At 60.9% G+C, this 25,810-nt stretch carries 22 protein-coding genes; 8 read left to right on the forward strand and 14 right to left on the reverse strand.

The features are described 5' to 3' along the window. Positions 1-3: 3 nt before the first annotated feature. Positions 4-1,539 carry a diguanylate cyclase gene (locus GBK02_RS00225; protein WP_203467782.1) on the reverse strand — a complete coding sequence of 512 codons (1,536 nt, stop codon included), beginning with the start codon at positions 1,537-1,539 and terminating at the stop codon, positions 4-6. Between the two features lie 242 nt (positions 1,540-1,781). Here GBK02_RS00225 and ubiB point away from each other — a divergent pair, with 242 nt between their 5' ends. From ubiB to GBK02_RS00240, 3 genes are all read left to right on the forward strand, one after another. Beyond that, positions 1,782-3,302, forward strand: a complete 1,521-nt coding sequence (ubiB, locus tag GBK02_RS00230) for a ubiquinone biosynthesis regulatory protein kinase UbiB (protein ID WP_203467783.1) — start codon at positions 1,782-1,784, stop codon at positions 3,300-3,302. Positions 3,303-3,308: 6 nt separating this feature from the next. Next, a complete protein-coding gene (locus GBK02_RS00235; protein WP_203467784.1) occupies positions 3,309-6,596 on the forward strand; it encodes a DEAD/DEAH box helicase in 3,288 nt (1,095 codons plus the stop codon). Between the two features lie 77 nt (positions 6,597-6,673). After that, complete coding sequence (locus GBK02_RS00240) at positions 6,674-7,111, forward strand: DUF302 domain-containing protein (protein WP_203467785.1); 438 nt, start codon at positions 6,674-6,676, stop codon at positions 7,109-7,111. Here the strand turns inward: GBK02_RS00240 and GBK02_RS00245 are convergent, their stop codons facing one another. Then, entirely contained in the window at positions 7,112-7,621 is a 510-nt protein-coding gene (locus tag GBK02_RS00245; protein WP_371810499.1) for a CinA family protein, read from the reverse strand. It lies immediately after the preceding gene. Between the two features lie 154 nt (positions 7,622-7,775). Here GBK02_RS00245 and GBK02_RS00250 point away from each other — a divergent pair, with 154 nt between their 5' ends. The 4 genes from GBK02_RS00250 to GBK02_RS00265 all read left to right on the forward strand — a co-directional run bounded on the left by GBK02_RS00250 (position 7,776) and on the right by GBK02_RS00265 (position 10,815). Next, positions 7,776-9,038, forward strand: a complete 1,263-nt coding sequence (locus tag GBK02_RS00250; RefSeq protein WP_203467786.1) for an Hsp70 family protein — start codon at positions 7,776-7,778, stop codon at positions 9,036-9,038. Positions 9,039-9,085: 47 nt separating this feature from the next. Further along, positions 9,086-9,448 carry a hypothetical protein gene (locus GBK02_RS00255; protein ID WP_203467787.1) on the forward strand — a complete coding sequence of 121 codons (363 nt, stop codon included), beginning with the start codon at positions 9,086-9,088 and terminating at the stop codon, positions 9,446-9,448. 4 nt (positions 9,449-9,452) lie between these two features. Further along, positions 9,453-10,043, forward strand: coding sequence for a lysophospholipid acyltransferase family protein (locus GBK02_RS00260; protein WP_203467788.1), 591 nt, complete (start codon positions 9,453-9,455; stop codon positions 10,041-10,043). 85 nt (positions 10,044-10,128) lie between these two features. Further along, positions 10,129-10,815: an SIMPL domain-containing protein gene (locus tag GBK02_RS00265; RefSeq protein ID WP_203467789.1), complete on the forward strand. Its 687-nt coding sequence runs from the start codon at positions 10,129-10,131 to the stop codon at positions 10,813-10,815. 88 nt (positions 10,816-10,903) lie between these two features. Here the strand turns inward: GBK02_RS00265 and GBK02_RS00270 are convergent, their stop codons facing one another. The 11 genes from GBK02_RS00270 to GBK02_RS00320 all read right to left on the reverse strand — a co-directional run bounded on the left by GBK02_RS00270 (position 10,904) and on the right by GBK02_RS00320 (position 22,919). Then, positions 10,904-12,409, reverse strand: a complete 1,506-nt coding sequence (locus GBK02_RS00270; RefSeq protein ID WP_203467790.1) for an aldehyde dehydrogenase family protein — start codon at positions 12,407-12,409, stop codon at positions 10,904-10,906. A gap of 67 nt (positions 12,410-12,476) precedes the next feature. Next, positions 12,477-13,436 carry a YCF48-related protein gene (locus tag GBK02_RS00275; protein ID WP_239003295.1) on the reverse strand — a complete coding sequence of 320 codons (960 nt, stop codon included), beginning with the start codon at positions 13,434-13,436 and terminating at the stop codon, positions 12,477-12,479. 20 nt (positions 13,437-13,456) lie between these two features. Beyond that, the gene (locus GBK02_RS00280) at positions 13,457-15,829 is read right to left on the reverse strand and encodes an RND family transporter (protein WP_203467792.1); all 2,373 of its coding nucleotides are present in this window, start codon (positions 15,827-15,829) and stop codon (positions 13,457-13,459) included. A gap of 99 nt (positions 15,830-15,928) precedes the next feature. After that, the gene (locus GBK02_RS00285) at positions 15,929-17,707 is read right to left on the reverse strand and encodes a DUF1302 domain-containing protein (RefSeq protein ID WP_203467793.1); all 1,779 of its coding nucleotides are present in this window, start codon (positions 17,705-17,707) and stop codon (positions 15,929-15,931) included. A 32-nt stretch (positions 17,708-17,739) separates the two neighbouring features. Next, complete coding sequence (locus GBK02_RS00290; RefSeq protein WP_203467794.1) at positions 17,740-19,110, reverse strand: DUF1329 domain-containing protein; 1,371 nt, start codon at positions 19,108-19,110, stop codon at positions 17,740-17,742. A gap of 54 nt (positions 19,111-19,164) precedes the next feature. After that, positions 19,165-19,596, reverse strand: coding sequence for a hypothetical protein (locus GBK02_RS00295; protein ID WP_203467795.1), 432 nt, complete (start codon positions 19,594-19,596; stop codon positions 19,165-19,167). Positions 19,597-19,599: 3 nt separating this feature from the next. Beyond that, complete coding sequence (locus GBK02_RS00300; protein ID WP_203467796.1) at positions 19,600-20,058, reverse strand: cytochrome c; 459 nt, start codon at positions 20,056-20,058, stop codon at positions 19,600-19,602. A 5-nt stretch (positions 20,059-20,063) separates the two neighbouring features. After that, a complete protein-coding gene (locus GBK02_RS00305; protein ID WP_203467797.1) occupies positions 20,064-20,591 on the reverse strand; it encodes a methylamine dehydrogenase light chain in 528 nt (175 codons plus the stop codon). Between the two features lie 27 nt (positions 20,592-20,618). Beyond that, the gene (mauD, locus tag GBK02_RS00310) at positions 20,619-21,209 is read right to left on the reverse strand and encodes a methylamine dehydrogenase accessory protein MauD (protein ID WP_203467798.1); all 591 of its coding nucleotides are present in this window, start codon (positions 21,207-21,209) and stop codon (positions 20,619-20,621) included. Positions 21,210-21,222: 13 nt separating this feature from the next. Further along, positions 21,223-21,774, reverse strand: coding sequence for a MauE/DoxX family redox-associated membrane protein (locus GBK02_RS00315; RefSeq protein ID WP_203467799.1), 552 nt, complete (start codon positions 21,772-21,774; stop codon positions 21,223-21,225). Further along, positions 21,774-22,919, reverse strand: a complete 1,146-nt coding sequence (locus tag GBK02_RS00320) for an amine dehydrogenase large subunit (protein ID WP_203467800.1) — start codon at positions 22,917-22,919, stop codon at positions 21,774-21,776. The genes GBK02_RS00315 and GBK02_RS00320 overlap by 1 nt, the downstream gene beginning before the upstream one ends. A gap of 645 nt (positions 22,920-23,564) precedes the next feature. Between GBK02_RS00320 and GBK02_RS00325 the strand changes: the two genes are divergently transcribed. After that, positions 23,565-24,542 (forward strand): helix-turn-helix domain-containing protein, encoded by a 978-nt coding sequence (locus GBK02_RS00325; protein WP_203467801.1) that lies wholly within the window; start codon positions 23,565-23,567, stop codon positions 24,540-24,542. A 7-nt stretch (positions 24,543-24,549) separates the two neighbouring features. Here the strand turns inward: GBK02_RS00325 and glp are convergent, their stop codons facing one another. Then, positions 24,550-25,806: a gephyrin-like molybdotransferase Glp gene (glp, locus tag GBK02_RS00330; protein ID WP_203467802.1), complete on the reverse strand. Its 1,257-nt coding sequence runs from the start codon at positions 25,804-25,806 to the stop codon at positions 24,550-24,552. Positions 25,807-25,810 lie beyond the last annotated feature (4 nt).

The raw sequence follows: 25,810 nt of genomic DNA on the forward strand, positions 1-25,810 counted from the left end.
GGACTAACCGCCGAGAACCCGGTTTTTGCCTGAGCGCTTGGCGAGATACATCGCCTGATCGGCGCGGCGGATCGCTTCCTTGCCGGTCTCGCCCGTCGCCAGCTGGGCTACCCCCGCGCTGAAGGTGATCAGCAATTTTTCCTTACCCGACATGAACAGGTTGCGAGTCAGTTCGCGCTGCAGGCGGACCATCGTTTCTATTCCCAGCTCAAGCGGCGTATCGGGCATCAGGATGACGAATTCCTCGCCACCATAACGCGCCAGCGTATCGGTCGAGCGCATGCACTTGCGTGCCAGATCGGCCAGATAGATCAACGCCTGATCGCCAACGGCGTGCCCCAGGCTGTCATTCAGGCGCTTGAAATTGTCGATATCGAGCAGACACACCGCGAGCGGCGTTTCCTTGCGGCGAACGCTGGCGATCTCCCGTTCGAGCGCCTCGTCGAGGCCTTTGCGGTTCAAGGCATCGGTCAGCGGATCGTGGCGCGCCATCGCACTGGCACTATCCAGTTCAAGATGCAGCTGGACAAGTTCGGCCTCGGTCGCCAGTACCTTGTCCTGCAAGCCCTTCAATTGATCGCGGGCCTGCGCGGTATCCTCGGCCATGTTGCGCGTCGCCGCAATCACCTCGCGCAGCAAGGGAGCCAGCTCCTCGATCCGCGTCACCTTCCCGATACGTTCGGCACTCTCTTCGAGACGCCCCTGGAAGGTACCGCTCGACTCACTCATGGTGGACAGGCGCTCGATAAAGGCGGCCAGCATCTGGCGCAACTCTTCCTGGGCGACCACCGTCCGGTTCTTGGCTTCGCTCTGCTTGGCCATCACGTCGCGCAGACGACGCCCCATGTCATCGAGATGGCGCAGCGTCAGCGGCGGCGCAACCGCAGCCAGCAAGCCATCGACCTGTCCCTTGAGCCAGCTGTCGTCGAGTACCAGTTCGCCAATGTTCTCGATGATCAAATGGAGCAGATTGAGCAAGGCATCGCGAATCTCGACCTGCTCTTCGGCAGCAAAGGAAATCTGATGGCTAAAACTGGCCAGCTTGTCCTGAACGCACGGCAAATCAAGCTCGGGCTGGCGCAAGGCGGCGAGAAAGTCGCTGGCCATTTCCGGAATGCGCGGATTGTCGTCCCCCAGCGCCGGCAAAACACCTTCGACAAGACGGGCCAGCTTGGCGGTGAAGTCCTTGGGCAAAGCCAGGGCCGGCAACGGGTTGGGGACAAAAATCGTCCCGGCCTCCTTGCCTGGGCCTCCTGCTGCATTGGTAAACGCAATCAGCGCTTCCTGCACGCCGTGCCAGCTGCGCCGGCCGATTTCGGCATCAAGCACGGCCAGCGCTTTCTCCTGCGCCTCGTTTCTCGCCACCAGCGCAGCGGCCAACTGGCGCAGCGAAGGCTCGGGGAAGGGCGCCACATTCGGCAGATTGGCGATTTCGTTGTAGCACGCCTGATAATTGGCCGGCGTCGGCGCAAGCTGACGGGCCGCCAGGCGCTTCAAGGCTTCCCGGGCAATTTCAGACGGATTTTTGAGTTCGCTCATGAACTGAGGTGAATACTTGGCTCGACCACGATAAACAGACGGGAAAATGCCGCCTGACGGGGCATCCAGACGAATCGCTGCATGCCGTCAGTTTATCCCAAACAGAAAAAAGCCGGCTTGCAATATTGTGACAGACGATCTTTGAGCCCCGGAATCGATAAACCGCCACGGCGCAGCGGCCAAGTGCGTGTTAACATGCTCGTTTATCGTTGCCGCCCGTTGACCGGGCGTACTCGCCGCCCATGCGCCTTTTCCGCCTGCTCAAGATCGCCTCTGTCGCCAGCCGCTTCGGCCTGGATGAAATGGTGCTCGAACACGAGCCAAGCGGCCGACTGGTTCGCCTTGCCAATCGCCTGCAATTTTGGCGCGACCTGTCACTGCCCCGGGCGGTTCGCCTGCGCCTTGCCCTGGAAGCGCTCGGTCCGATCTTCGTCAAATTCGGCCAGGTATTGTCCACCCGGCGCGACCTGATGCCGGCCGACATCGCTGACGAGCTGGCCAAACTGCAAGACCGCGTTCCACCGTTTGATTCGCAACTCGCCCTGGCCGAGATCGAAAAAGCCTACGGCCGCACGGCCAGCGAAGTTTTTGCCGAATTCGACGCCACGCCGGTTGCCTCGGCCTCGATTGCCCAGGTTCATTTTGCCAAGCTGCGCGATGAAGATGGCGGCCATGAAGTAGCCGTCAAGATCCTGCGGCCGAACATGCTGGCGGTCATCGAACACGATCTGGCGCTGATGGACAATCTGGCCATGCTGCTCGAAAAGCTGTGGTCGGATGGCAAGCGGCTCAAGCCGCGCGAAGTGGTCGCCGAATTTGCCAAATATCTGCGCGACGAACTCGACCTGATGCGCGAAGCGGCCAACGCTTCACAATTGCGCCGCAATTTCACCGATTCCACGCTGCTCATCGTGCCCGAGGTTCACTGGGATTTTTGCACGTCGACCGTGATGGTCATGGAGCGCATGAAGGGCACACCGATTTCGCAGATCGACAAACTGCGCAACGACGGCATCGACCTTTCCAAGCTGTCGGCCGCCGGGGTCGAAATTTTCTTCACCCAGGTTTTCCGTGACGGCTTCTTTCACGCCGACATGCACCCCGGCAACATCTTCGTGCATGCCGACGGCCGCTACATTGCACTCGATTTCGGGATTGTCGGCACGCTGACCGACAGCGATAAAAATTACCTGGCGCAGAATTTCCTCGCCTTTTTCCGCCGCGACTACAAGCGCGTCGCGGAAGCCCACATCGAATCCGGCTGGGCGCCGAAAGACACCCGTGTCGATGAATTCGAGGCCGCCATCCGCGCCGTCTGCGAACCGATTTTCGACCGGCCGCTGAAGGATATTTCCTTCGGCAAGATCCTGCTCCGGCTGTTCCAGACCTCACGCCGCTTCAATGTCGAAATTCAGCCGCAACTCGTCATGCTACAGAAGACGCTGCTCAATATCGAAGGCCTGGGTCGCCAGCTCGACCCGGAACTTGATCTGTGGAAAACCGCCAAGCCATTCCTCGAACGCTGGATGAGCGAACAAATCGGCTGGCGCGGCCTGGTCAAGTCATTCAAGCAGGAAGCACCTTATCTGGCACGTACCATTCCGCAATTGCCCCGCCTCGTGCACCAGGCCCTGGCCCAACCGGCCAAAACCGACCTTCAACCCCAGATGGAGCGACTGATCGCCGCCCAGCAGCAGCAAAATCGCTGGCTGGCCATCATTGCGCTACTGCTCGCCCTGATCATCAGCGCGCAACTCAGCTGATCGACCATGACCACAGTTACACTTGCCACGTTTACCGAAAGCGAAGTCCTCGGCTGGTTTGCCGCCCGGGATATCACCAAGGCCCGCCCTTACGTCGACCTGGTGCACGACCTGGAAATCACCAGCAGCCAGATCAAGGCCGCCGTTCCTGGCTCGGCTGCTGCTCCTTACATCGCCCAGGCCATGCTGAGTCAGGGCCAGAGCGGCGAAATGATGTTGATGAGCCGCTGCACCTGCAGCGCCGGACGTCATTGCAAGCACGTTGCCGCCATGCTGCTCAAGGTCGTCGCCGAACGCGCCCCGAAGGAAGGCAGCCCGGCCGCACCGAGCAGCATGCTTTCCTGGGCCGACGACCTGCGCCGGACCTCAATTGCGGTTGCCAAGAAGAAAGCCCGGCCAGCCGGTGCCCGGCAGCAACTGTTCTACATCATCAAGTGGACGGCCGACCGGCGCCAGTTCGGCGTTGAAATCCGCAAGGGCAAATTCCCGGAAAGCGCCGAAGAATGGTGGAAGGTCGACCGCGCCATTGCCACGCCGCCACAATTCGTCACCGAAGACGATCTCGGCATCCTGCGCCTGATCTGGGCTGAACGTGGCCATGAAACCGGCCTGCGCGCCTTTGGCATCGGCCCGAAAAATGGGGCCGAAATCCTGCAGCGCATGGTGGCCAGCCACCGCCTTTATCCCGAAGACGACCTCGGCCTGCCGCTGCAGGCGGGCGCCCTTCGTCCGGCCAGCATCGGATGGCAACTCGACAACCAGGGTTTCCAGCGGCCATACCTCAAGCCGGAACCATCGGCCGAGATGATTATCGCGGTCGACCCGCCCTGGTATCTCGATTTGGCCGAAGGTGAAATCGGGCCGCTCAAGGTGGCCGGCAATCCGAGCGTGATCAACCGCCTGTTTTCCCTGCCGCCCTTGTCGGCCAAGGAAGCCGCCCAGGTGGCCGAGGCATTGAGCGAACTGGCCCCCGTCCTGCCGCCCCCCGGCGACGATGCCAGCGCCCGCCTGCGTCTGGTCGATGCGCCGCTGATTCCGATCCTCCAGCTCGACACGCTGCACACGCACGGCCAGCGCGCCTGGCGCGACTATCCGGCCAGCCACAACGACGGCCTGTTCGACATTGCCAAGATCGTCTTCCGCTACGCCGATGCCGACATCCGGCCGGAAGAGCGCAACGAATTCATCACCCTGCCGGAAGGCGAGACGATTCGCCTCAAGCGCCGCCCGGAAGCCGAGGCCAAGGCACTCGAGGCACTGGCCACGACCAGCCTGCAGAAAATTCCCGGCAACACGCTGTACACCTTCGGCAGCCCGCCGGAAGGCATTTATGGCCTGCCGCACGAAAGCAGCTGGCAAGGCTTCATGCAGGAAGTCACGCAACAGTTGAAGGAAGCCGGCTGGCAGATCGAATTCCCGGAAGATTTCCGCCATCACGTCGTCGAAGTCGAAGGCTGGGAAGCCGATCTGGTCGAATCCGACAACGGCTGGTTCAATCTCGACATGGGCATCATCGTCGAAGGCGAACGCCTGCCGCTCGCCCCGCTGCTCGCCGGCCTGTTCCGGCGCGACCCGCGCTGGCTGGAGGCGACCGAACTGGAACGCATCCCCGACAGCGAAGGCATCGAACTGCACACCTCGCGCGGCAAGCGGCTGCGCGTTCCGGCCGGGCGTATCAAGCCGCTGGCCTCGACGCTGATCGACCTGTTCGACGGTTTCTCCGGTGGCGAAACGCTGCGCCTGTCGCGCTTCGATGCTCCCCGCCTGGCCGAGTTGAACGACGTCAGCCGCTGGCAGTTCCGCGGCCAGAGCGACATCATGGCGCTGGCCGAACGGCTGCAGGATGCCCAGGGCATCAAGGACATCACCCCGCCGGCCGGTTTCAACCTCGAACTTCGCCCGTACCAGAAGGAAGGCCTGGCCTGGCTGCAGTTCCTGCGCGAACGCGACCTGTCCGGCATTCTGGCCGACGATATGGGCCTGGGCAAAACAGCCCAGACGCTGGCTCACCTGCTACTGGAAAAAGAAGCCGGCCGCCTCGACAAGCCGGCGCTGGTCATTCTGCCGACTTCGCTGATCTTCAACTGGAAGAACGAAGCGGCCCGTTTTGCACCATCACTCAAGGTGCTCTCGCTGCATGGCCCGGAACGCAAGAGTCGGTTTGGCGAAATCGCCGAGAGCGAAGTCATCCTGACAACCTACCCGCTGCTCTGGCGCGATGCCGATGAGTTGATGCAGCACAGCTATCACCTACTGATTCTCGATGAAGCGCAGACGGTCAAGAACGCCCAGAGCCAGAGCGCCGAAGCGGTGCGCAAGATCGATGCGCGGCATCGTCTGTGCCTGACCGGTACGCCGCTGGAAAACCACCTCGGCGAGTTGTGGAGCCAGTTCGATTTCCTGCTGCCCGGTTTCCTCGGCACGGCCAAGCAATTCACCCGCCACTGGCGGACGCCGATCGAGCGTCAGGGCGACACCCAGCGCCGCGACCTGCTGGCCCGCCGCATCCGTCCCTTCATCCTGCGCCGCAAGAAGGAAGACGTGGCGCAGGAACTGCCGCCGAAAACGATTATCGTGCGCAGCGTCGAACTCGAAGGTGCGCAGCGCGACCTTTACGAAACCGTCCGCGCCGCGATGGATGCCAAGGTACGCGACGAAATCGCCAGCAAGGGCTTTGCACGCAGCCAGATCGTCATCCTCGACGCCCTGCTCAAGCTGCGCCAGGTTTGCTGCGACCCGCGCCTGGTCAAGGCCAACGCCGCACGCCGGGTCAGCGAACGGGCCAAGCTCGATTTGCTGATGGCGATGGTCCCGGAACTGGTCGATGAAGGCCGCAAGATCCTGATCTTCTCGCAATTCACCAGCATGCTGGCGCTGATCGAGCACGAACTCGACAAGCACAACATCGGCTACACGTTGCTGACCGGTGACACCAACGATCGCGAAACGCCGATCCGCCGCTTCCAGGAAGGCGAAGTGCCGATTTTCCTGATCAGCCTGAAAGCCGGTGGCGTCGGTCTCAACCTGACCGCGGCCGATACCGTGATCCACTACGATCCGTGGTGGAATCCGGCGGTCGAGAACCAGGCGACCGACCGGGCCCACCGCCTCGGCCAGGACAAGCCGGTGTTCGTATACAAGCTGATCGTCAGCGGCAGTATCGAGGAAAAAATTCTCGCGCTGCAGGAACGCAAGGCCGAACTGGCGGCCGGTATTCTGTCGGAAGATCGCGGCGTCGAAGTCAAGTTCGGCACCGACGATCTGGCTGCGCTCTTCGAACCGCTGCCGGTCTAAGCTGAAATCTGCCTTTGGCGAGGCGTAGACCGCAGCATGTCCTGCCTTGCAACCGGATGACCCACACGGGAGTTGCCATGCGTCTGATCAGCCTGTTCGTCGCCCTGCTTTGTCTCAGCCCGCTACTCCGGGCTGAGGAATGGGCCAGTCGGCAAAAAGTCGGCTACAACTTCGAGGATACGCGCGACGCCGTGGTCATGGCGATCGAAGGTCGTGGCCTGGTGATCAATTACACCTCGCATATCGCCGACATGCTGGCACGCACCGGCGCGGATATCGGGGCAAGCAAGAAAATCTTCGAGCGGGCGGAAATCATCGAATTCTGCTCGGCCAAGCTCTCCCGCCAAATGATGGAAGCCGACCCGCACAATATCGTGCTCTGCCCGTTTTCCATTTCGATTTACACCCTGCCGGGCGAACAAGGCACCTGGATCGCCTACCGCAAGCCGCAGGGCCAGACTGCCGCGCCGGTCAATGCCCTGCTGCGCGACATCACGAGCGAAGCTGCCCGCTGATCAGGCCTGCATGCTGGCCGCCATGGCCCGCTTGAGCAGACCATTCAGGCCGTGCCGCACCGCCTGTTCGCGGACTTCGGCACGATCGCCGCTGAAATGACAGGTCTGGGCTTCGCAGCCGCTGTCTTTCTGAGCCCAGGCAAAGCACACGGTACCGACCGGCTTCTCGGCTGAACCGCCGGCTGGGCCGGCAATACCGGTAATCGCCACGGCCCAGTCGGCACGACTGTGGCGCAAGGCCCCCTGGACCATGGCCCGGGCTGTTTGCTCGGAGACTGCCCCATGACGCTCAAGCGTCGTTTCCGGCACGCCGAGCATGTCGATCTTGGCCGCGTTGGAATAAGTCACGAAACCGCGATCAAACCAGCCGGAACTGCCAGCAATCGCCGTCACCGACTGGGCCAGCCCGCCGCCGGTGCACGACTCTGCTGCGGTCAACCATTCCCCGCGGGCCAAAAGCGTTGCCCCAAGGCGTTGGGCAATATCTTCAAGTTCATTCATGGCGCGCATCTTACACCCCAAAAGTCATAGCTGAAGCGGTGTTTTTGGGCAAAAAACCTGCGATCCATCACCAAATTCCAGCATCATCCTGCACACAATGCCTGCTGGACTTTCTGCACAGCCCCACGTAGCATCGCGCCCCCCGCAATTCCCCGGCTTTTTAATGCACGCTTCTCCTGCCCGCGCCTGCGGCATCGATTTCGGCACCTCCAACTCCACCGTCGGCTGGCTGCGCCCTGGCCAGGCCACGCTGTTGCCGCTCGAAGACGGCAAGGTCACGCTGCCTTCCGTCGTCTTCTTCAATGCCGAAGAAGATACGGTCAGTTTCGGTCGTGCCGGTCTGGGAGAGTATCTCGACGGCTATGAAGGCCGACTGATGCGCTCATTGAAAAGCCTGCTCGGCAGCAGCCTGATCGACGGCCGGACCGAAGTGAATGGCCGTGCCATCGTTTTTCGTGACTTGCTCAACGAATTCATCGGCACGCTCAAGCAACGCGCCGAGATGCAAGCCGGCCGCAGTTTCGAGCAAGCCATTCTCGGCCGGCCGGTATTTTTCGTCGATGACGACAGCGCCGCCGACCGGCAAGCCGAGAAAACATTGGGCGACATCGCGCATGCCGTCGGTTTCAAGGACATCGGTTTTCAGTACGAGCCGATTGCGGCGGCCTACCATTACGAGACCAGCATTGCGCACGAGGAAATCGTGCTGATCGCCGACATCGGCGGCGGCACCTCCGATTTTTCCATCGTCCGCCTGTCGCCCGAGCGCGCCAAAGCGGCCGAGCGACGCAGCGACGTGCTGGCCAACGGCGGCGTCCATATTGGTGGTACCGATTTCGACCGCCAGCTCAGCCTGAACAGTGTGATGCCCTTGCTAGGCTATCGCAGCACGCTGAAAAATGGCCGCGAAATGCCGGCCAGCCTGTATTTCAATCTGGCCACCTGGCACACCATCAACTTTGCCTACACCCGCCAGGTCTGGGCTGAACAACAGCGTCTCTATATTGATGCGCTGGAACCGGAAAAGCTCGAACGCCTGATCTCGCTGATCGAAAAACGGGCCGGCCACTGGCTGGCCCACCAGATCGAGCAAGCCAAGATCGCGCTTTCCGACCACAGCCACGCAACGCTGCCGCTCGATGCCTTTTCGGCTGACGAAATGCACACCCTGAGCCGGATCGAGTTCGAACTGGCCAGCACGCAATTGGTCGAAAAAGTCGAGTCGACCGTGACACGGCTGCTGCCTCAGGCCGGCATTGCTGCGGAGCGGATCGACACCATTTTCTTTACCGGCGGGTCGAGCGGTATTCCCGCCCTGCGCCAGCGCATCGCCGCCCTGCTGCCGCGCGCCCGAGCCGTCGAAGGCGACCTGTTCGGCAGCATCGGTGCCGGCCTGGCGGTCGATGCGGCACGGCGCTTTGGGTAAGACAGGATAATCGGGGATAATCGGCCATTCCTCCAAGGCGCCGATCCATGCCCCGTCCCCGCGACAAAATCCGAGATTTCCCCGGCAAACGCTGGCTCAATGTCGCCCTGCGTACCATTCACATCGCTGGACTGGTCCTGCTCGGTGCCGCGCTGCTTGGCACTGGCGACCTCCGGCATGGGGCACTCGTCACACTCGTTTCCGGGCTGGCCATGTTTTTGATCGACACCTGGGCCAATCCTGCGCAGCTCCGTGAAACGGCCGGTTTCGGGATCATCGTGAAACTGCTGCTGGTCGGGTTAATGGTACTTTTCCCGGCGCAGGCCGAGCCAGTTTTCTGGCTGATCCTCGTGCTTTCCACGCTGATCTCGCACGCCCCCGGGCCGTTCCGCCACCGCCGCCTCTTCTGACATCATGCATCCGACCATCTTCAATACCCCGGTGATCAACACCCTGATGCACTGGCTCTCCCGCCTGATCCTGCATCTGAGCGGTTGGCGCATTCTGGGCGAGGTGCCGGCACAGCAAAAATACGTCCTGATCGCTGCGCCACACACCAGCAACTGGGACTTCCCGATGACGCTGATGGTCTGCTTTGCGTTGCGCCTGCAGGTGTACTGGATGGGTAAAGCCAGCCTGTTTCCTCCGCTCATCGGCAGCATCATGCGCTGGCTCGGCGGCATCGCGGTCGACCGATCAAAACAGGGCAATCTGGTTGAAAGTACGGTCAGCGCCTACAAACGCGCAGACCGACTCATCGTCATCGTGCCGCCCGAAGGCACCCGAGCCAAGGTCACGCACTGGAAAACCGGTTTCTACTACATTGCGCAGGGCGCAGGCGTACCGATTGCGCTGGGCTACCTCGATTTCAGCAAAAAAGAGGCGAGCATCGCCCGGCTTTTTCACCCGAGCGGCGACATCGATGCCGACATGAAGGAAATCAAGGCGTTCTACAGCGGAATCAACGGCAAGAATCCGCAGCAATTTGCCGCCGACGGCGAGTAGACCGCGAAACATCCGCTTACGAATCTTCAAACTAAGGTACAAAACGGCGGGCTAAGATCAGGGCTCCCAACCACGGAGTCACGCCATGTCCAAACGCCACAAAAAGACCCTCGCCCTGATCGCCAGCGCCCTGATCTCAGGCGGCGTACTGGCCGGCACCAGCATCGATCTCTCGGCCGAAGCCAGCCGCCCCGCCGCCAACGACATGGTGCGCGCCACGGTCTACGCCGAAGCCAACGGCAATAACCCGGCCGAACTGGCACGCAAGGTCAACCAGGACATCAGCGAAGCACTCAAGGTGATCAAGGCCAAGCCCGGCATCACCGCCAAATCCGGACACCAGAATACCTACCCGATTTACGGCCAGAACCAGAAAATCGAAAACTGGCGCATGCACTCCGAACTGGTGCTTGAATCGCGCGACCCGACCGCCGTCTCCGAACTGCTCGGCCGCCTGCAGCAGATGCGCCTGGCTGTCGGCAACCTGACTCAGCTTCCTTCACCGGAAACTCGCCAGCAAGTTGAAGATGAAGCCACGCGCGATGCGATCAAGGCTTTCCAGAAACGCGCCGCCGTCATCGCCGCCACCCTGGGCAAGCCCTACAAGATCAAGCAGATGAGCATCCAGCAAAATGGGGGCGCCCAACCGCCGATGCCGATGATGCGCGCCGCCCGTGGCGTGATGATGAGCGCCGACGTGGCAGCCCCGATCGAAGCCGGCGAAAGCCTGATTACCACCAGCGTCAGCGGGCAGATCGAATTGGGCGACTGAAACCCAGCTGAAACGAAGTCCAAATAGCATACCGAAAAAGGCCCGGCAGTAACTGACCGGGCCTTTGTGTCAACAATGCATAGAGGGATCAGACCATCATCAACACCGACTTCTGCTCCAGATAGGCATCGAGCGCGGCACGACCCATTTCCTTGCCGAAACCGGACTGCTTGTAGCCGCCGAAGGGCAGCGCCGGATCGAGCATGTTGTGGCAGTTGACCCAGACGGTACCCGACTTGATCTTGGGAATCAGGCGATGCACGCGCGACAGGTCGTTCGACCAGATGCTGGCACCAAGACCGAACGGCGTGTCGTTGGCCAGCGCGGCCACCTCGTCGAGATCGTCGTAGGGCATGGCGACAACGACCGGCCCGAAGATTTCTTCCTGGACGACGCGGGCTTTCTGGTCGACCCTGGCCAGCACGGTCGGCTGGACAAAGTAACCGAGGTCACCGGCCCGTGCGCCACCCGCCACCACTTCAGCCCCTTGCTGGCGCCCGATATCGATGTAGGAACAGACGCGATCCATCTGCTCGCGCGAGACCAGCGGGCCGAGCTGCGTCGTCGGATCCATGCCGTGGCCAATTTTCAGCGCCTTGGCGTGATCGGCCAAATCGGCAACGACACGGTCAAAGTTTTTCTTGTGCACATACAGGCGCGAACCGGCACAGCAAACCTGGCCCTGATTGAAATAGATCGCTTGCGAAGCGCCCGCTGCCGCCACCGCCGGATCGCAGTCTTCGAGTACGATAACCGGCGACTTGCCGCCCAGTTCGAGCGTGATGCGCGTCATGTTGTCCATCGCCGCCTTGCCGATCAGCTTGCCGATTTCAGTCGAGCCGGTGAAAGTCAGCTTGTTGACGCCGGGATGGCGGGTCAGCGGCGCACCAGCCGAAGGACCGTCGCCGGTCACGACATTGACCACGCCATCGGGAAAACCGGCCTCCTGAATGAGTTGACCGAGGTAAAGCGCCGAGAGCGGTGTTTGTTCGGCCGGCTTGAGCACCACGGTGCAACCGGTGGCGAGCGCCGGGCCAAGCTTCCACGCCGCCAGCAGCAGCGGGAAGTTCCAGGCAACGATGGCACCAACGACGCCGACCGGCTCCTTGCGCGTATAGCCGACGAACTCGTTTTGCGGCGCAAAGGGAATCGACACATCGAGCGTGCTGCCCTCGATCTTGGTCGCCCAGCCGGCCATGTAGCGGAAGTAACTGGCGACCAGCGCGACATCGACGTGCTCGGCGATGACCACCGATTTGCCATTGTCGAGCGACTCGATTTCAGCCAGCGTCCGGGCGTGCTCTTCGACCAGGTCGGCCAGACGAAGCAGCAGACGCTGCCGCTGATCCGGCCGCATCTTGGCCCAGGTGGGTGATTCAAAGGCCTGACGCGCGGCACGCACGGCGCTATCGACATCGCCTTCGGTCGCGGCAGGAACGCTGCCGAGCAGGCTTTCGTCAGCCGGGTTGGTGACTTCCAGCGTCTGGCCGGAACTGGAAGCAACCCACTGGCCGCCGATCAGCATCGCATGCTTGCCGCGTGCCAGAAAATCGATGGTTCGTTGGGTCAGTTGGGGGGTATCTGTATTACTCATTGACTGTCTCCTTTTATAGGTTTTGCTACCTTTGCCGACCGCTAGATGCGCGGTCCAATCCGTTCTGCTATTCCTTCAACAACTGGCCGCTCGCTGTAAATACGACCTCTCCCGCGGTCGACCGAGAAATTGCGGTCATTCCGGCCCGATCAGGCCGGGTGGCCAGCTCGAAATGTTGTCCGCCATCCTTGCTCGACAAGGAAGCGCCACCCAGACCAACCAAACGTATGCTTCCGTCACCGCGCTGGACAATGCCGGTCAGCGACTGCTGCGTGCCGCTGGCCACCTCGTGCCAATGCAGGCCGCGGTCAGTGCTGCGATAGACGTGGCCGCGCATGCCGGCCATCAGCAGGCTACCGTCGGCCAGTCCAGCGCCGGTCCAGAAAGAGCCCTTGTTGTCGGTCTGAACTGCAGCCCAGTGGGCACCGGCGTCTTCCGAACGCAGGATGGTGCCGGCCTCGGCGGCGACGAAAAGCAAGCCCTTGTCGCCGGGCACCAGTTGCAGCAGGTGGCGCTCACCGGCCTCGCCATCGACCAGCGTGCGCTCGGCCCAGGTTTTGCCGCCATCGCGGGTTTCCAGCGCCAGGCCGAACTGGCCGACCGCCAGCCCGTGTTCGGCGTTTTCAAACCAGACCGACATCAGCACCTGATCCTGGCCATGTTTTTCACGCAGCATTTGCCAGGTTTCACCACCATCGCTGCTGCCGATCACCGTGCCATCGTGGCCGACTGCCCAGCCCCGGCGTTCGTCGATGAAAAACACCGAGGTCAGCGGGGTACGCGTCGGTACGCTGGCCTGCCGGAAAACCTTGCCGTCGTCCGACCAATTGATCAGGCCGTAGTCGCCGACCGCGACAATGCGTTGTCCGGCCCGTGTTGCAGCATAGATCGGTGCCTTTTCCGGGTTAACCAGTTGCGGCGCCCGGTTGAAATAGCCGGTACCCGCCGCCGGGCTGGACGCCGTTGCCGCAATCAGCGGAACGGCAAAAGCCACGGCGAGAGAGAGGGCCAAAGCCTTGAATTGCATCTTCACTTTCATTACTCCGTTCAGTGGCCGATGGCCGGTGCCTTGACCGGGCCGCGACGCGGGAAGAGGGAATCCAGCTTGACGGCGAAAGCCGGCAGCACGGTGATCGCCATCAGCATGTTCACCATGAACATGAAGGTCAGCAGGATGCCCATGTCGGCCTGGAACTTGAGTTCCGAAAAGCCCCAGGTGGCGACGCCGACCGACAGCGTGATGGCGGTGAAGATGGTTGCCACGCCGACTTCGCGCAGCGCGCCTTCAAGCGACACCTTCATGCTTTCGCCACGCGCCAGGTGAATCAGCAGGCGGTTGTAGATGTAGAAGGCGTAATCGACGCCGATCCCGGTGGCCAGCACCATCACCGGCAAGGTCGCGACGGTCAGGCCGATGTCGAGACTTTTCATGAACCAGTAGCCGAGGAAAGTGGCGACGGTGAGCGGCAGGCAGCAGGCCAGCATCGCCCGCCAGTCGCGGTAGGCAAGCAGGACCAGGACGATGATCGCGGCGTAGACATAAAGCATCATCGGCAATTCGCGCGCTTCGACTTCCTCGTTGGTCGCCGCCAGCACCCCGACATTGCCCGAGGCCAGACGCAGCGTGACACCGAGCGCTTCCGGGTTGTATTTCAGGCGAAAATCCTTGATCGCGTGAATCGCCGGTTCGATGGTCGTTGCCTTGTGGTCGGCCAGATAGATATTGGCCGCCATCATCGTGCACGCCCGGTTGAACAGGCCGCCGGCCTCCGGCAAATAACCGATGGCCACCTGCAGTGCCTTGGTATCACGCGGCAAGGCCGCCATTTTCGGATTGCCTTCATTGAGCCCGGCATTGGCAAACTTGGCCAGCCCGGAGAGCGACTGGACCGACAGCACGCCCGGTACCTGCCCCATGTACTGGCTGAACTGGTCGATGTAATTGAGCACCTCGAAGTTGTTGCAGGAATCGTTCGGCGTTTCAAAAACGACGGTCAGCACGTCCATGCCCAGATCGAAACGCTTGACGATATTTTCGACGTCCTGGTTGTAACGCGAATCCGGACGCAGTTCCGGCGCCCCCGGCTGCAGCGCACCGATGTGGCGGCCATGGCTCTGCCACACGGCCAGGCCGAGCAGCACGACAGCCGCCGCCAGCACCAGGCGGGCGTGGTTGATGTCGGCGATGAAACCGAGACGCTGGATCAATTCGCCGCGCTTGTTCTGGATCGCCTCCAGGTGCAGCGCGTATTTTTGCGAGAAACGGAAGTATGAAGCGACGACCGGCAACATGATCAGGTTGGTGATGATCTTGTAGCCGACGCCGATCGACGCGGCGATGCCCAGTTCGCGGATCATCGGAATCGGAATCATGACCAGCGTGATGAAGCCGACAAAAGCCGTGACCAACGCCAACGTGCCGGGAATGAACAGGCTGGAGAAGCTTTCGCGCGCCGCCGTGATCGAATCGGACCCTTCGGCCACTGCTTTGGAAATGGCGTTGATCTGCTGCACACCATGTGAAACGCCAATGGCGAAGACCAGGAAAGGGACCAGGATGGCCAGCGGATCGAGGCCGAAACCAAGCAGGGTCAGCGTGCCAAACTGCCAGACGACCGAAACCATCGAACAGAAAATCGGCAGCAGGGTGAGCAGCACCGAACGGCAGTACCAATAGACGGCCAGCGCGGTCAACAGCGTGGCGAGGGCAAAAAAGCCGGCCACCCCCTTGGCGCCATCGGCGATATCGCCAATCTGCTTGGCGAAACCGACGATCTCGATTTCATGTTCCGGCGTTTCCAGCTTGCCGCGAATATCGGCTTCGAGCTTGGCGGCCAGTGCCAGGTAGTCGAGTTGTTCGTGCGTCGCCGGGTCTTCTTCAAGCAGGTCGGCAACGATCATCGCCGCGCTGCCATCGTTCGCCACCAGATTGCCGGTATAGCCGCCACGCGCCGCACGGTCGCGGATCACGGCGATCTTGTCGGCATCGAGCGCCTCGGGCGTGACCGTGCCGCCGATCACATCTTCGGCCTGGAAGCCTTCTTCGGTCAGTTCATAGACCCGGGTATTCGGTGTCCACAGCGATTGCACCGAGCGGCGATCGACGCCCGGCAGATAAAGCACCGCCTCGGTGACCTCATGCAGTTTCTTGAGCGAAGCCGGCGTCCAGATATTGCCGTCGCGCGCCCGGACAACCACCATCACCCGGTTGGAACCGAAGAGCTGGGTGCGATATTTGAAAAACGTATCGGTGTATTCATGGCCTTGCGGCAACTGCTTGTCGAAGCCGGCCGACATATGCAGGCGCGAGGCCAGGATGCCCATGCCGACGGTCAAGGCCAGCAGAAGCAGCAGGGTGGTCGCCCGGTAGCGGAAGAAAAAATCCTCCAGGCGTTTTACGAAACCTACGATGCTCGACATCGAATTTAACCTCTGGTGAGCCGCTGCCCGACCATCCGGGTCGGGCAGGGGTCGGGCAGCCCCTTGTCAGGGACAGGAAGGACTGCCCTGTAAAACAGATCAGAACGCGTAGGAAACCGTCGCCGTGGCCACATCCCGATCGCGCAGCACGTTGAGATTGCCGCCGCCGAAGAAGTTGCTGTAGCCAACCCCGACTTTCCACTGGTTGTGGTAATCGAAGGTCACACCCATCGCCAGCGCCTTGCGGCCTTCGACAAACGGCATGGTGTTCGGGCTGGTGCCTTTGACGTCGTGGTAGAAGTCGACAATCGGCGTCGCCGTCCAGCCCGAGTTGAAGACGTTGGCGTAAGTCAGGCTGACTTCGGCGACGTAACCCCAGGAGGTCTTGTCCGGCATCGCGTAATTGTTCAGCAGGTAAGGCACCGCACCGGACAGGTCGAGTTCCGGGTAATGCGTCGCCGCGACTTCGAACAGGAAAGCGCCATCGGCCGCACCGAGCGCCCGCGTGATCTGGTTCGGCAGCCAGGTGAATGCCGTCGTGTGCGCCTGGAACTTTTTCTCGCCGACATAGCCGTTGGCCATCGCATTCGAGGTGTAGTTGTTCGACAGCGCCGCGAGGTTGTATTGCTGCTTCGACTTGGAGCCGTTCTGTGTCGGTACCGTCGGATCGATCGCCACACTATCCTTCGGCCGGTAGGACAACTCCGCCCCAAAGGCCCAATCGCCCACCTTGGTATTCATCGACAGGCCGAACAGATCGAGATTCTGACCATATTGTTCGACTGCGGTGACGCCGAGCACATTGGCCGCACCGTTAACCTTGAAGCCGACAAACGGCAGCTTGTCGTGGTAGCGGATGTAGTAGGCGGCATATTCGGTATCGCCACCGGCCGGCTTGTAGCGCATGTTGAGGCCGTACTGGCCGCCGCTCGGCTTCTGGCGTTCGGTCGGGATCACCCCGGCGCCGCCATTGGCCTGATTGATCGAGTCCAGCGTCCGGCCGCGTGTCGGATCGTAGTCGCCGGTGCCGCCCACCCCGAGGCTGGAGGGAATGAAGGCACCGCGCCGGCCGCCCTTGCCGAGAAAGTCGGCGCTCGACCAGTAACTGCCGGCCGGATCGAGCTTGAAGCTGTTCCAGGCAAACTGGTAATAGCCTTCCATCGACACCCCCGGCAAGACGGCGGTGTTGAGCGAGATCATCGGTGCCGGAATGAGGATTTCCTTGACCTGCGTACCGGGGATATGGGCCTTGCGCACATCAAAGGCGTGGATCGAATTGATCCCGCCCATGATGAAAATATCCTCGCCCCAGTTGATCACCTGGTTGCCGACCTTCATCTTGGCCGAGTTGCCGGCCCAGTTGAAGTCTTTCGACACCCATAGATCGAGCAGCGAAACATCCTGGCGCAGGGCCTTCTTGGCATCGTCGTCGAGCGGCGTACGGTCGGTGTGGATCGCCGCAAAGTCGGACGACCAGGTCACCCGGCCAAGCGCCGCCCAGTTGCCGCGCTCGCCGAGCGACAGTTCGTGCGTTCCCTTGAGGACGGCCGAAACGATGTCGCCTTTCTTGTAGTTCAGGTTGCCGTCGTCGATATTGGTGTAATTGAAATCGCCGATCGAGCTGGCGGCATTGCCGTTCACCCGTTGCCCAAGTTCGCCGGAAGTCGGTGCGCTGCCTCCGGAGTCGCGCCCGATGATGGTCTTGTCCGGCGACTGCATGCGTCGCTGGATGCCCATCGAAATGGTCGAATCGAAGGTGCCGCTCATTCCGTTGTCGAGATCGAACTTGAACGCGAAGGCCGGATTGGCCAGCCCCAGGCCGATGGCGGCAAGCGCCAAGGCGACCGGGGTACGGCGCAGGATTGCTGTGCTGTGCATGGAATTCCCCTCTTTTTTATGGTTGACCGCGATCAGCGGTCACCGGCCCGGCGCAACTCGTCGGATTCGAAACGCTTGGCATCAATACGGCCTTCCTGCCCGGCCAGCCAGTCGGTCGGCTTGCTTTCCTGGGTTGCGTTCTCGGCCATGTAGCGATTCACCGTCAAATCCCAGGACATGAATTCCTGGCTGACGCAGGCACCGAGTTCAACTGCCGGATAGAGCGAACCTTCCATCACGCGCCAGAGCTTGCCCTGAGCGTCGTACTGGTCGGCAGCAAGCAGCATCCAGGTGTCTTCGTCGATGTAGAAGGTGCGTTTGGCGAACATGTGACGCATGCCCTGCTTGACCGTTGCTTCCACCTTCCAGACGCGGTGCAGTTCGTAGCGCATCAGGTCGCGCTTCGGGTACATCCCGTCGAATACCTCGGTCAACTTGCGTTTGGCGACGAATTTGAAACTGTTGTACGGCACATACATTTCCTGCTTGCCGACCAGTTTCCAGTCGTAACGGTCGAGCGCCCCGGCGAACATCGGGTATTGATCGGCCGTTTCGAGGTTTTCGTAGCCGGGAATCGGGTTGTCGTATTCAAAAGCCGGCAGGCGACGGACGCGACGCTGGCCCGGAAAATACATCCAGGCATCGTTCGATTTACCGAGGAAGTAATGCGCCAGGATGATCTCGCCGGTCCGCGAAGCCGGGGCCGTCGCCAGATTGAGCAGCTTCATCTGGAAGCCACCGACATCCTCGATCGACTTGGCCTTGGCCGAAGCAAACGGCGTCATCACGACCTGATCCTGAGCCAGGCCGTAAAAGCTGCCATCCGGATTGATGAAGTTGGTCTGGTAATACTCGAAACGACCTTCGCCCTGCCAGCGCAAACGATGATTCCACACCGCCTCGGCGCCGTTTTTCGGAATGGCGAAGGGGAAGCCGCCGCCGACCGCCTGGGCCAGATTGTCCTTGCCGTCGCCAGTCAGCTTGGCCGTGGTTGCATTGATCCGGGTTTGACCGTAGACCGAATCCGGGTAGCCACAGCTGCGATGCGTCGGATAGATGTCCATCCGGTAGCCCTTGCGCGTCTTGATCAACTCGATCTGGCCGGCCGAGAGCTTGTCCTTGTACTTATCGACATTGCTCGCATCGATCGAATACAGCGGCTTTTCAGCCGCAAACGGATCGACCCGCGCATCGCCAAGCTTGTGCTTGCCCTTGGGCAAGCCCCCCTCCCATTTCGGGATCGTGCCATCCTTGTTGCCGGCCCGTTCAGCCCCAACCGGGGTCAGATCCTTGCCCAATTGTGCCGCTTCCTGCTCGTTGACCGCAGCACCGGCCGTCAGCGCGATGCCGAACACGCCGACAAGCAGCGCGAACAGCGGTTTTACTCTGTTGGTCTTGTTCATTTTTGATTCCCTTCTCTCGAAATACATGAATCACCCCGAAGCCGCCGACCGGACTCAGTCGATGGCAATACCCTGCGCCTGCAAACGTTTGATGATTGCCTCCCGCTCGGCCGCGACATCAGCCAATGGATTCGCCCGCAACTGCGCCACTTCCTGCTGGGTGTAAGGCGGCGTAGCAGCCGGCATTTCGTTCTTGCTGAAGGTCTTGAGAATCCAGTTCATCAACTCGGCCGTCTGGCTGTCGTTGAGTGCCGACTGGGCCGTACCCGGCACCTGGATCAGAAACTGCCGGCCGCCTTCCGCCTTGAGAAAATGGCCGAGCGCCCCACGCATGTTCGGCACGCCCGCCCCCGGACTCCCGGTGGCGTCCTGGCCGTGGCAGCCGGAGCAATGCAACATGAAATTCATGCGCGGCGAACCTGCGTCATTCGCCGACAACGGGCCGACAAACAGACCCAACGCCAGCAACAGGATGGTTTTTCGCATGGCTCAACCTCCGCTCGCAGCCGGCAAACGGCCACGCAGTTTGTGGGTTTCGTTCGGCGTCCCGCCGGCCTGGCGAACAGCGGCGACAAACTCCGGCGTCAGCCAGCCGAGATCGCCGACTGCCTCGTAGCTACCGAGGACATGGGCCAGGACGCTGGCAATTTCGCCATCCGACAATTTGGCGAAGGACGGCATGTTGCCGGTGTAGCGCATGCCGCCGACATTGATCGTGCCCACCATGCCGGTCAGCGGAACGCGGGCCAGATAGGCCCGGCCCTCGGCAGTACTGGCATGACGACCGATATTGCCGGCCAGCGGTGGAGCAACCCCGGGTGCGCCAACTGCTTCCACCTGATGACAGGCAACGCAGTGCGCGGCATAAAGCCCGGCCCCTGCCTTGTCCTGAGCCGACAGGGGAGCCGCAGCAAGAACCAGGAGGGCGGCGGAGAGCAGTTGGCGCATCGGGATCAGCCTCGTTGCTCACCGACGCCGACAATGGCGGCGACCGTGCAATGGTAGGCATTGCTGCCGTTGGCCATGCACCAATTGATGTCGTTATGGACGCCAAGGCGATAGCCCGGACGCTCGCGTTCATTGCGGTTGCAGGCGCAACGGCCGCACATCGTGACACCGCAGCAATCGTTGTAGCTGATCAGGTAATCCTTGCCATCCCCCGGATTGCGGCAGGTACCGACCCAGGTCACTTTGGAAATCTCGGTACCAGGCGGACAGCTCGAAATCGTTCCGCCGCAGCAGGTGCAAAGGAAGCCGTCCAGTGCGCAGTAGCGCCAGTAGTCGCAACTGGTATCGTCCTCGACCGCTTTCTTGTTTTCGCCGGCATGCGCCGTCGGCATCATGCGGTCGAAAGGCAGCACCGGCAGGATGAATGCGGTACCGACGAAGAGCTTGCCGACCTTGGCCAGCGCGCTGCGGCGGGAAGCCGACTGGGCGACGCGGCGGGTCTTGCGCTCGAAGAAATCATCTAGCCATTTCACGTTTGTTCTCCTTGTGTTCGGTAACGATCAGGCGCGCTGATCGATGAATTCCTGGATTGAAGCCACGCCGGCTTCCTTGGCGGTGAAGAGGCTCTCCAGCTGTTCGCGGGAATTGACCAGCCCCTTGCCGCGAATACGACCGTCTTCGCCGATCAGTACGGCGTAGGGCAGCTTGGAAATGCGATAGGTCATGCCCAGATCGGTCGACAAGGCGTAGGGAAAGCTCTTCAGGTCGGCCTTGCGGTAGAACTCGGCGTGTTCCGGCAGATCGCCATCGCTGGCCAGCGCAACATCCAGCCAGCCCTTTTCGACGGTCTGGATCGACTTGAGGACCGGCAACAGCTTCTTGCACACCGGGCAGGTCGGCGAGAGGAAGAAGAGCAACTGGCTGCGGCCGGTATGGCCACCGATGCTCAGCTTGCCGCCGCCAATCGAATCCAGTGTGAAGGCCGGAGCGACTTCACCGACTTTCGGCCCCTGATCCATCATCAGCGCCCCCATCGGTGCGACACGTTCGTAGAGGATGCCGATCTGGCGAGCCAGGGCGAGCACGACGACAACCAGGCCGAGAACCACGGCCCAGAGAAAAACGTTGGAAACAAGCATTGCTTCGTTCATGGCATTTCCTTTTCTATTTGCGAACAGCCAGCGCCAGCGGGGCGTTGGTCATCAGTTGATTGGCCGAGACATAGATGCCGACCAGAGCGAGTACGGCACCACCGACCGTCAGGTAATCGGCCCAGACCAGCGTGCGGGCAGCGCCTTCCTGCATGGCCAGGGCGACCATGCCCATGAGCAGGCCGTTACGTACGACCAGCGCCCAGGACAACGGCTGACCGGACAAGCCGCCGCAACCGCAGTCGATCTTGGTATGGCCGCGCAGGACATTGATTGCCACTGCCGAGGTCACCGTTGCCAGCAACAGCAAGGCGAGCAGACCACCGATGAAGGCCGTTTCCGGGAAGAGCAGCAAGCCGCCGGCCGCCAGTTCGACGATAGGCAGAACACCGGCCACCAAAGGCGAGAGGCGTTCGGGCACCAGACGGTAGTTGTCGACTGCTGCCGAAAACACCAGCGGGTCTTTCAACTTGTGCCAGGCGCCGACCAGCAGGACCACCGACAAGGTCGCCCCGAGCGCCCGTGTCACCACCGGATCGGAAAACAGGGAGAGAAGGGTTTCCATCACTGCACTTCCAGCTGGGTCGGGGTATCGCCAAAACCGACGGCTGCACCGACCGGCTTCAACTTGCGACCGCCGTCGAAAGCGGCAACACCGGCTTTGGCGCTATCGAAGGCAAAGACGCGCGGCGCATCGCCCTGACTGACCGCCAGCCCGGTAGCAGGGGTGGTCTTGGTGCGGCTGACGCGCGTTTTCGAAGCCAGGTCATAGACCCAGATTTCACGCGCGCCTTCCTTGTGGCTGCCTTCAAAACCCTTGGGGTGCATGCCGACATACAGCGTGCCGCTGGCCTGGTGCAGGGCAACCGGCTGATAACCGCCGGGACGCCAGCCTTTTTTCACATCGGCCTCGTTACCCAGTTTCCAGAATGTCCCCGGAACCGCAGCTTCGCTACCGACATTGACGGTCACCGCATTGCCCTTGTAGGAAACAAAATGGTAGTTGTCGCCTTCCTGCGCAGCCGAAACGAACAACGCATCCTCGTCCGGGTCGAAGAACTTGATGCTCTTCTTCTTGCCGACCGGATTTCCGTCGTTATCCAGCGAAATGGTCAGCATCGTGCCGTCGCCGCACAAGGTCGAGAAACGGTTGGCGGTCTGCGCCGGATAGACGATGTAGCAACCCGGCGTCTGAATTTCGGAAATCTGTTTGCCGGTCTGGCGATTGACGATGCTGACCGAGGTTGCCGGCGTGGCGTTCTGGACGATGATGAAGCGACCGTCGGCCGAGGTACGCAAGGTGCCGCGATACGGCAGCGCCTGGGCGTGGCGGGCGGCGTAGGGAATTTCCTCCTTGAGCGCCAGGGTCTTGGCGTCATAAACGAGAATTTCCTCGATCCGCTCGCCACGATTCAACTTGCTGTAGTACGTCGTCACCACATAGATTTCACTGCGGTCAGGCGACAAGGTAGTCTGGGCGAACATGCCGGTAGACACCATGCCCTCGACCTTCAGGGTGCGCCCGTCGATCACCGTCAGTTTGCCGTCGGCCAGATGCGGTAGCGCGACATCGGTGTAGTACAAGCGGTAGGGATGGGCCGGCGCCAGCTTGCCGACCGTGATCTCATCGACCGGCAACTCGGCATGCGCGGGTAGCGCAGCCCCCAGCACTGCCAGCAGGGAAAGTAGAACTGCTCTCTTGGGTATCACCAGCGACCTCCTTTTTGTTATCGAATCTGGACCAGAACCGAAGCGAAGTGACACTCCGGCGGATGGCTCAAATTGTTGTCTCTGGGAGGGAGAAGGCGGTATCCGAAATCGGAACCGAAATCCCGGAAACTGGCTATGCAGTATCCGGAATCGGAAAAGTCGTCATTTCAAAGATGAAATTCTTGACCTGAAACAAGGTCGGGCCGACCAAAAAATGACCTGAACCGAAACTCGGATCAGGTCATTCAGCTACCAGGCAAATAACCGACTAAAACGCTGAGTCAATTGCAGCCAGGCCAATTGGCACAGCTTGTGCTGAAAACACAGGGCAATGCGAAACAAAACCACCAGCCATCAATCAAAAATCACACAACAGCATGATTTTCAAAGAAAAATATAAATCAGGAAGCGGACCTCAAGCGCCAAATCCGGTGCATTTCACTTTCTCGATGCACCAATCCGACATGCAAACCAGGCACAAAATCGATCAACAGCAAATCCTGAATATCCGGAATCGGAAAAATCAGATTGTCACTATTCAAGATTGATTCCACTAAACGAAATTTCTCTACTATCCTTAAGGGCATAGTGTTCGATCTGCCAGTTGATCGCACTGAACAGCCCGATGACTGAAAGTGTGTTTGTATGTCCCACAGCGCCGCCACCCAATACTCATTTCAAAATCGCATTACACGCGACTCGGATGAGCACGCCGAAGCACTGAAGGACTGGGACCAGGTCTACGATCAGTTATCGCCCGGCAACTTCGAAGGCAAGGTCATCGACCTGCGTTTCAAGGGACTGCAGATATTTCGCGAAACAACCAATCGTTCGGTCTCGCAAAGCGGCAGTTCGTGGAATGGCTGTTTCGTTGTTGGCATCCCGGTCAGCATGAAAGGTACCGGCCTGTTTGCCCGCCAGGTACTGACCCACGATTCAATGCTCACCTTCCACAGCGACCAGGAGTTCTCGCTCACCTCGCCCGAATACTTCGATGTCGTTGCAGTGGCGATTCCGGAAGCAACATTGCTCAATGCACTGAATCCCGATGCTCACGACCAGTTGCGCCATGTTTTTCCCAAAGCACCGACCGTCATGGTGGCCGAACCGCAATTGATCGACGAATTACGCAGTTGCCTGCTATCGATTTTCGATCCGGCCAGTTTTGAACCCGCCCTGCTCCGCTATCCGCAGGTACAGCGCGCCATGAGCTCCGCCGTGATCGGGCATCTGGCCGAAGTCCTGCACGCCTCTAGTCACGCGCCTTTGCCGACCCGCTCGTTCAAGGGACGCTGCCACGTCGTCAAGGAAGCCACCGACTACGCGCTGTCAAACACGTCGGAACCGATCACTGTTGCCGATCTGTGCCAGAAACTGAACATCAGCCGACGCATGCTCAACTACTGCTTTCAGGAAGTGCTCGACACCAACCCGGTGCACTACCTGCGCTCGCTGCGCCTGAACGGCGTACGCCGCGAACTGCGCCAGCCCATGCCTTCAAACACACAAATTCGCGACATCGCCGGCAAATGGGGCTTCTGGCACCTGCCGCGCTTCGCCGCCGAATACCGCGCCCTGTTCGGCGAACTGCCCTCGGAAACGGCTCGCCACTGGCGCAATTGACGCCGGATTAAAACGCCCCTTCAAACAGCTGGACCTGAACATTTTCGCCGACCGCAACGCCAGCGCACTCTTCGGCCAGCACGATAAAGCAGTTGGCTTCCGACATTGAACTGAGTACGCCGGAGCCTTGATTGCCGACCATTTTGACCTGCCAGCGGCCGTCGACCGCGCCAACCCGGCCGCGCAGATATTCCCGGCGCCCGACCTGTTTTTTGATCGCCACGGCTGATTCGACACTCAGCAAAGGGCGTTCCGGCAAGGGATCGACCCCGGACAGACGCAACAAGGCATCGAGCGCAAACTGCGTGTAGCTGACCATCACCGCAACCGGGTTGCCGGGCAGTCCGAACAACCAGGCTTGACCGACCTTGCCAAAAGCCATCGGACGCCCCGGTTTGATATTCAATTTCCAAAAACTGACCTGCCCCAGCTTGTCGAGAATATCGCGCACAAAATCGGCTTCGCCGACTGAAACGCCGCCGGTCGTGATGATCGCATCGGCGACCAGTGCAGCTTCGGCCAGTGCGGCTTCAAGGGCTTCCGGGCGATCCGGAACCACGCCCATGTCGATGATATCGGCACCAAGTCGGGTAAGCAGGCCGTGCAGGGTGTAGCGGTTGCTGTCATAGACCTCGCCCGGCGCAAGGGGCTTGCCGATCGATGCCAGTTCGTCACCGGTCGAGAAAAATGCAACCCGCAAACGACGTTTGACCGCGACCTCAGCCACGCCAAGTGAAGCGATCAAGCCTAATTCGGCCGGTCCGATTCGCTTGCCGGCGGCCATGGCAACCGCTCCCCGAGCAAGATCCTCACCGGCTTTGCGTGTGTTCTGGCCGGAGCGCTGCCCGGACGGAATGAAAACAGCCCCGGGCTCGGTCCGCGTTACTTCCTGTACAACCACGGTATCGGCACCAGCCGGCAGAACGGCACCGGTCATGATACGCACCGCCTGCCCCTTGCCGACCAAGCCAGAGAAGGCGTTGCCGGCCAGCGCCGTACCCACCACTGCCAGCCGTGTTTCGCCTTCGGCAGAGAGACTGTCAAAGCGGATGGCATAGCCATCCATCGCCGAATTATCGTGGGCAGGAACATCGTGCGGCGCAATGATGTCGGCGGCCAGAACCCGGCCCAACGCAGCGCGTACCGGCAGATATTCGTGACCGCGGATCGGCGTGACCTCGGCTACCATCCGTTCGCGCGCCTCGGCAGCCGAAAGGGCGCGGTTGGCTGGATCACGGGAAAGACAGGAGGTGGTATCGGTCATGGCA

Source organism: Dechloromonas sp. TW-R-39-2 (genome assembly GCF_016864195.1).
Taxonomy (GTDB): Bacteria; Pseudomonadota; Gammaproteobacteria; order Burkholderiales; family Rhodocyclaceae; genus Azonexus.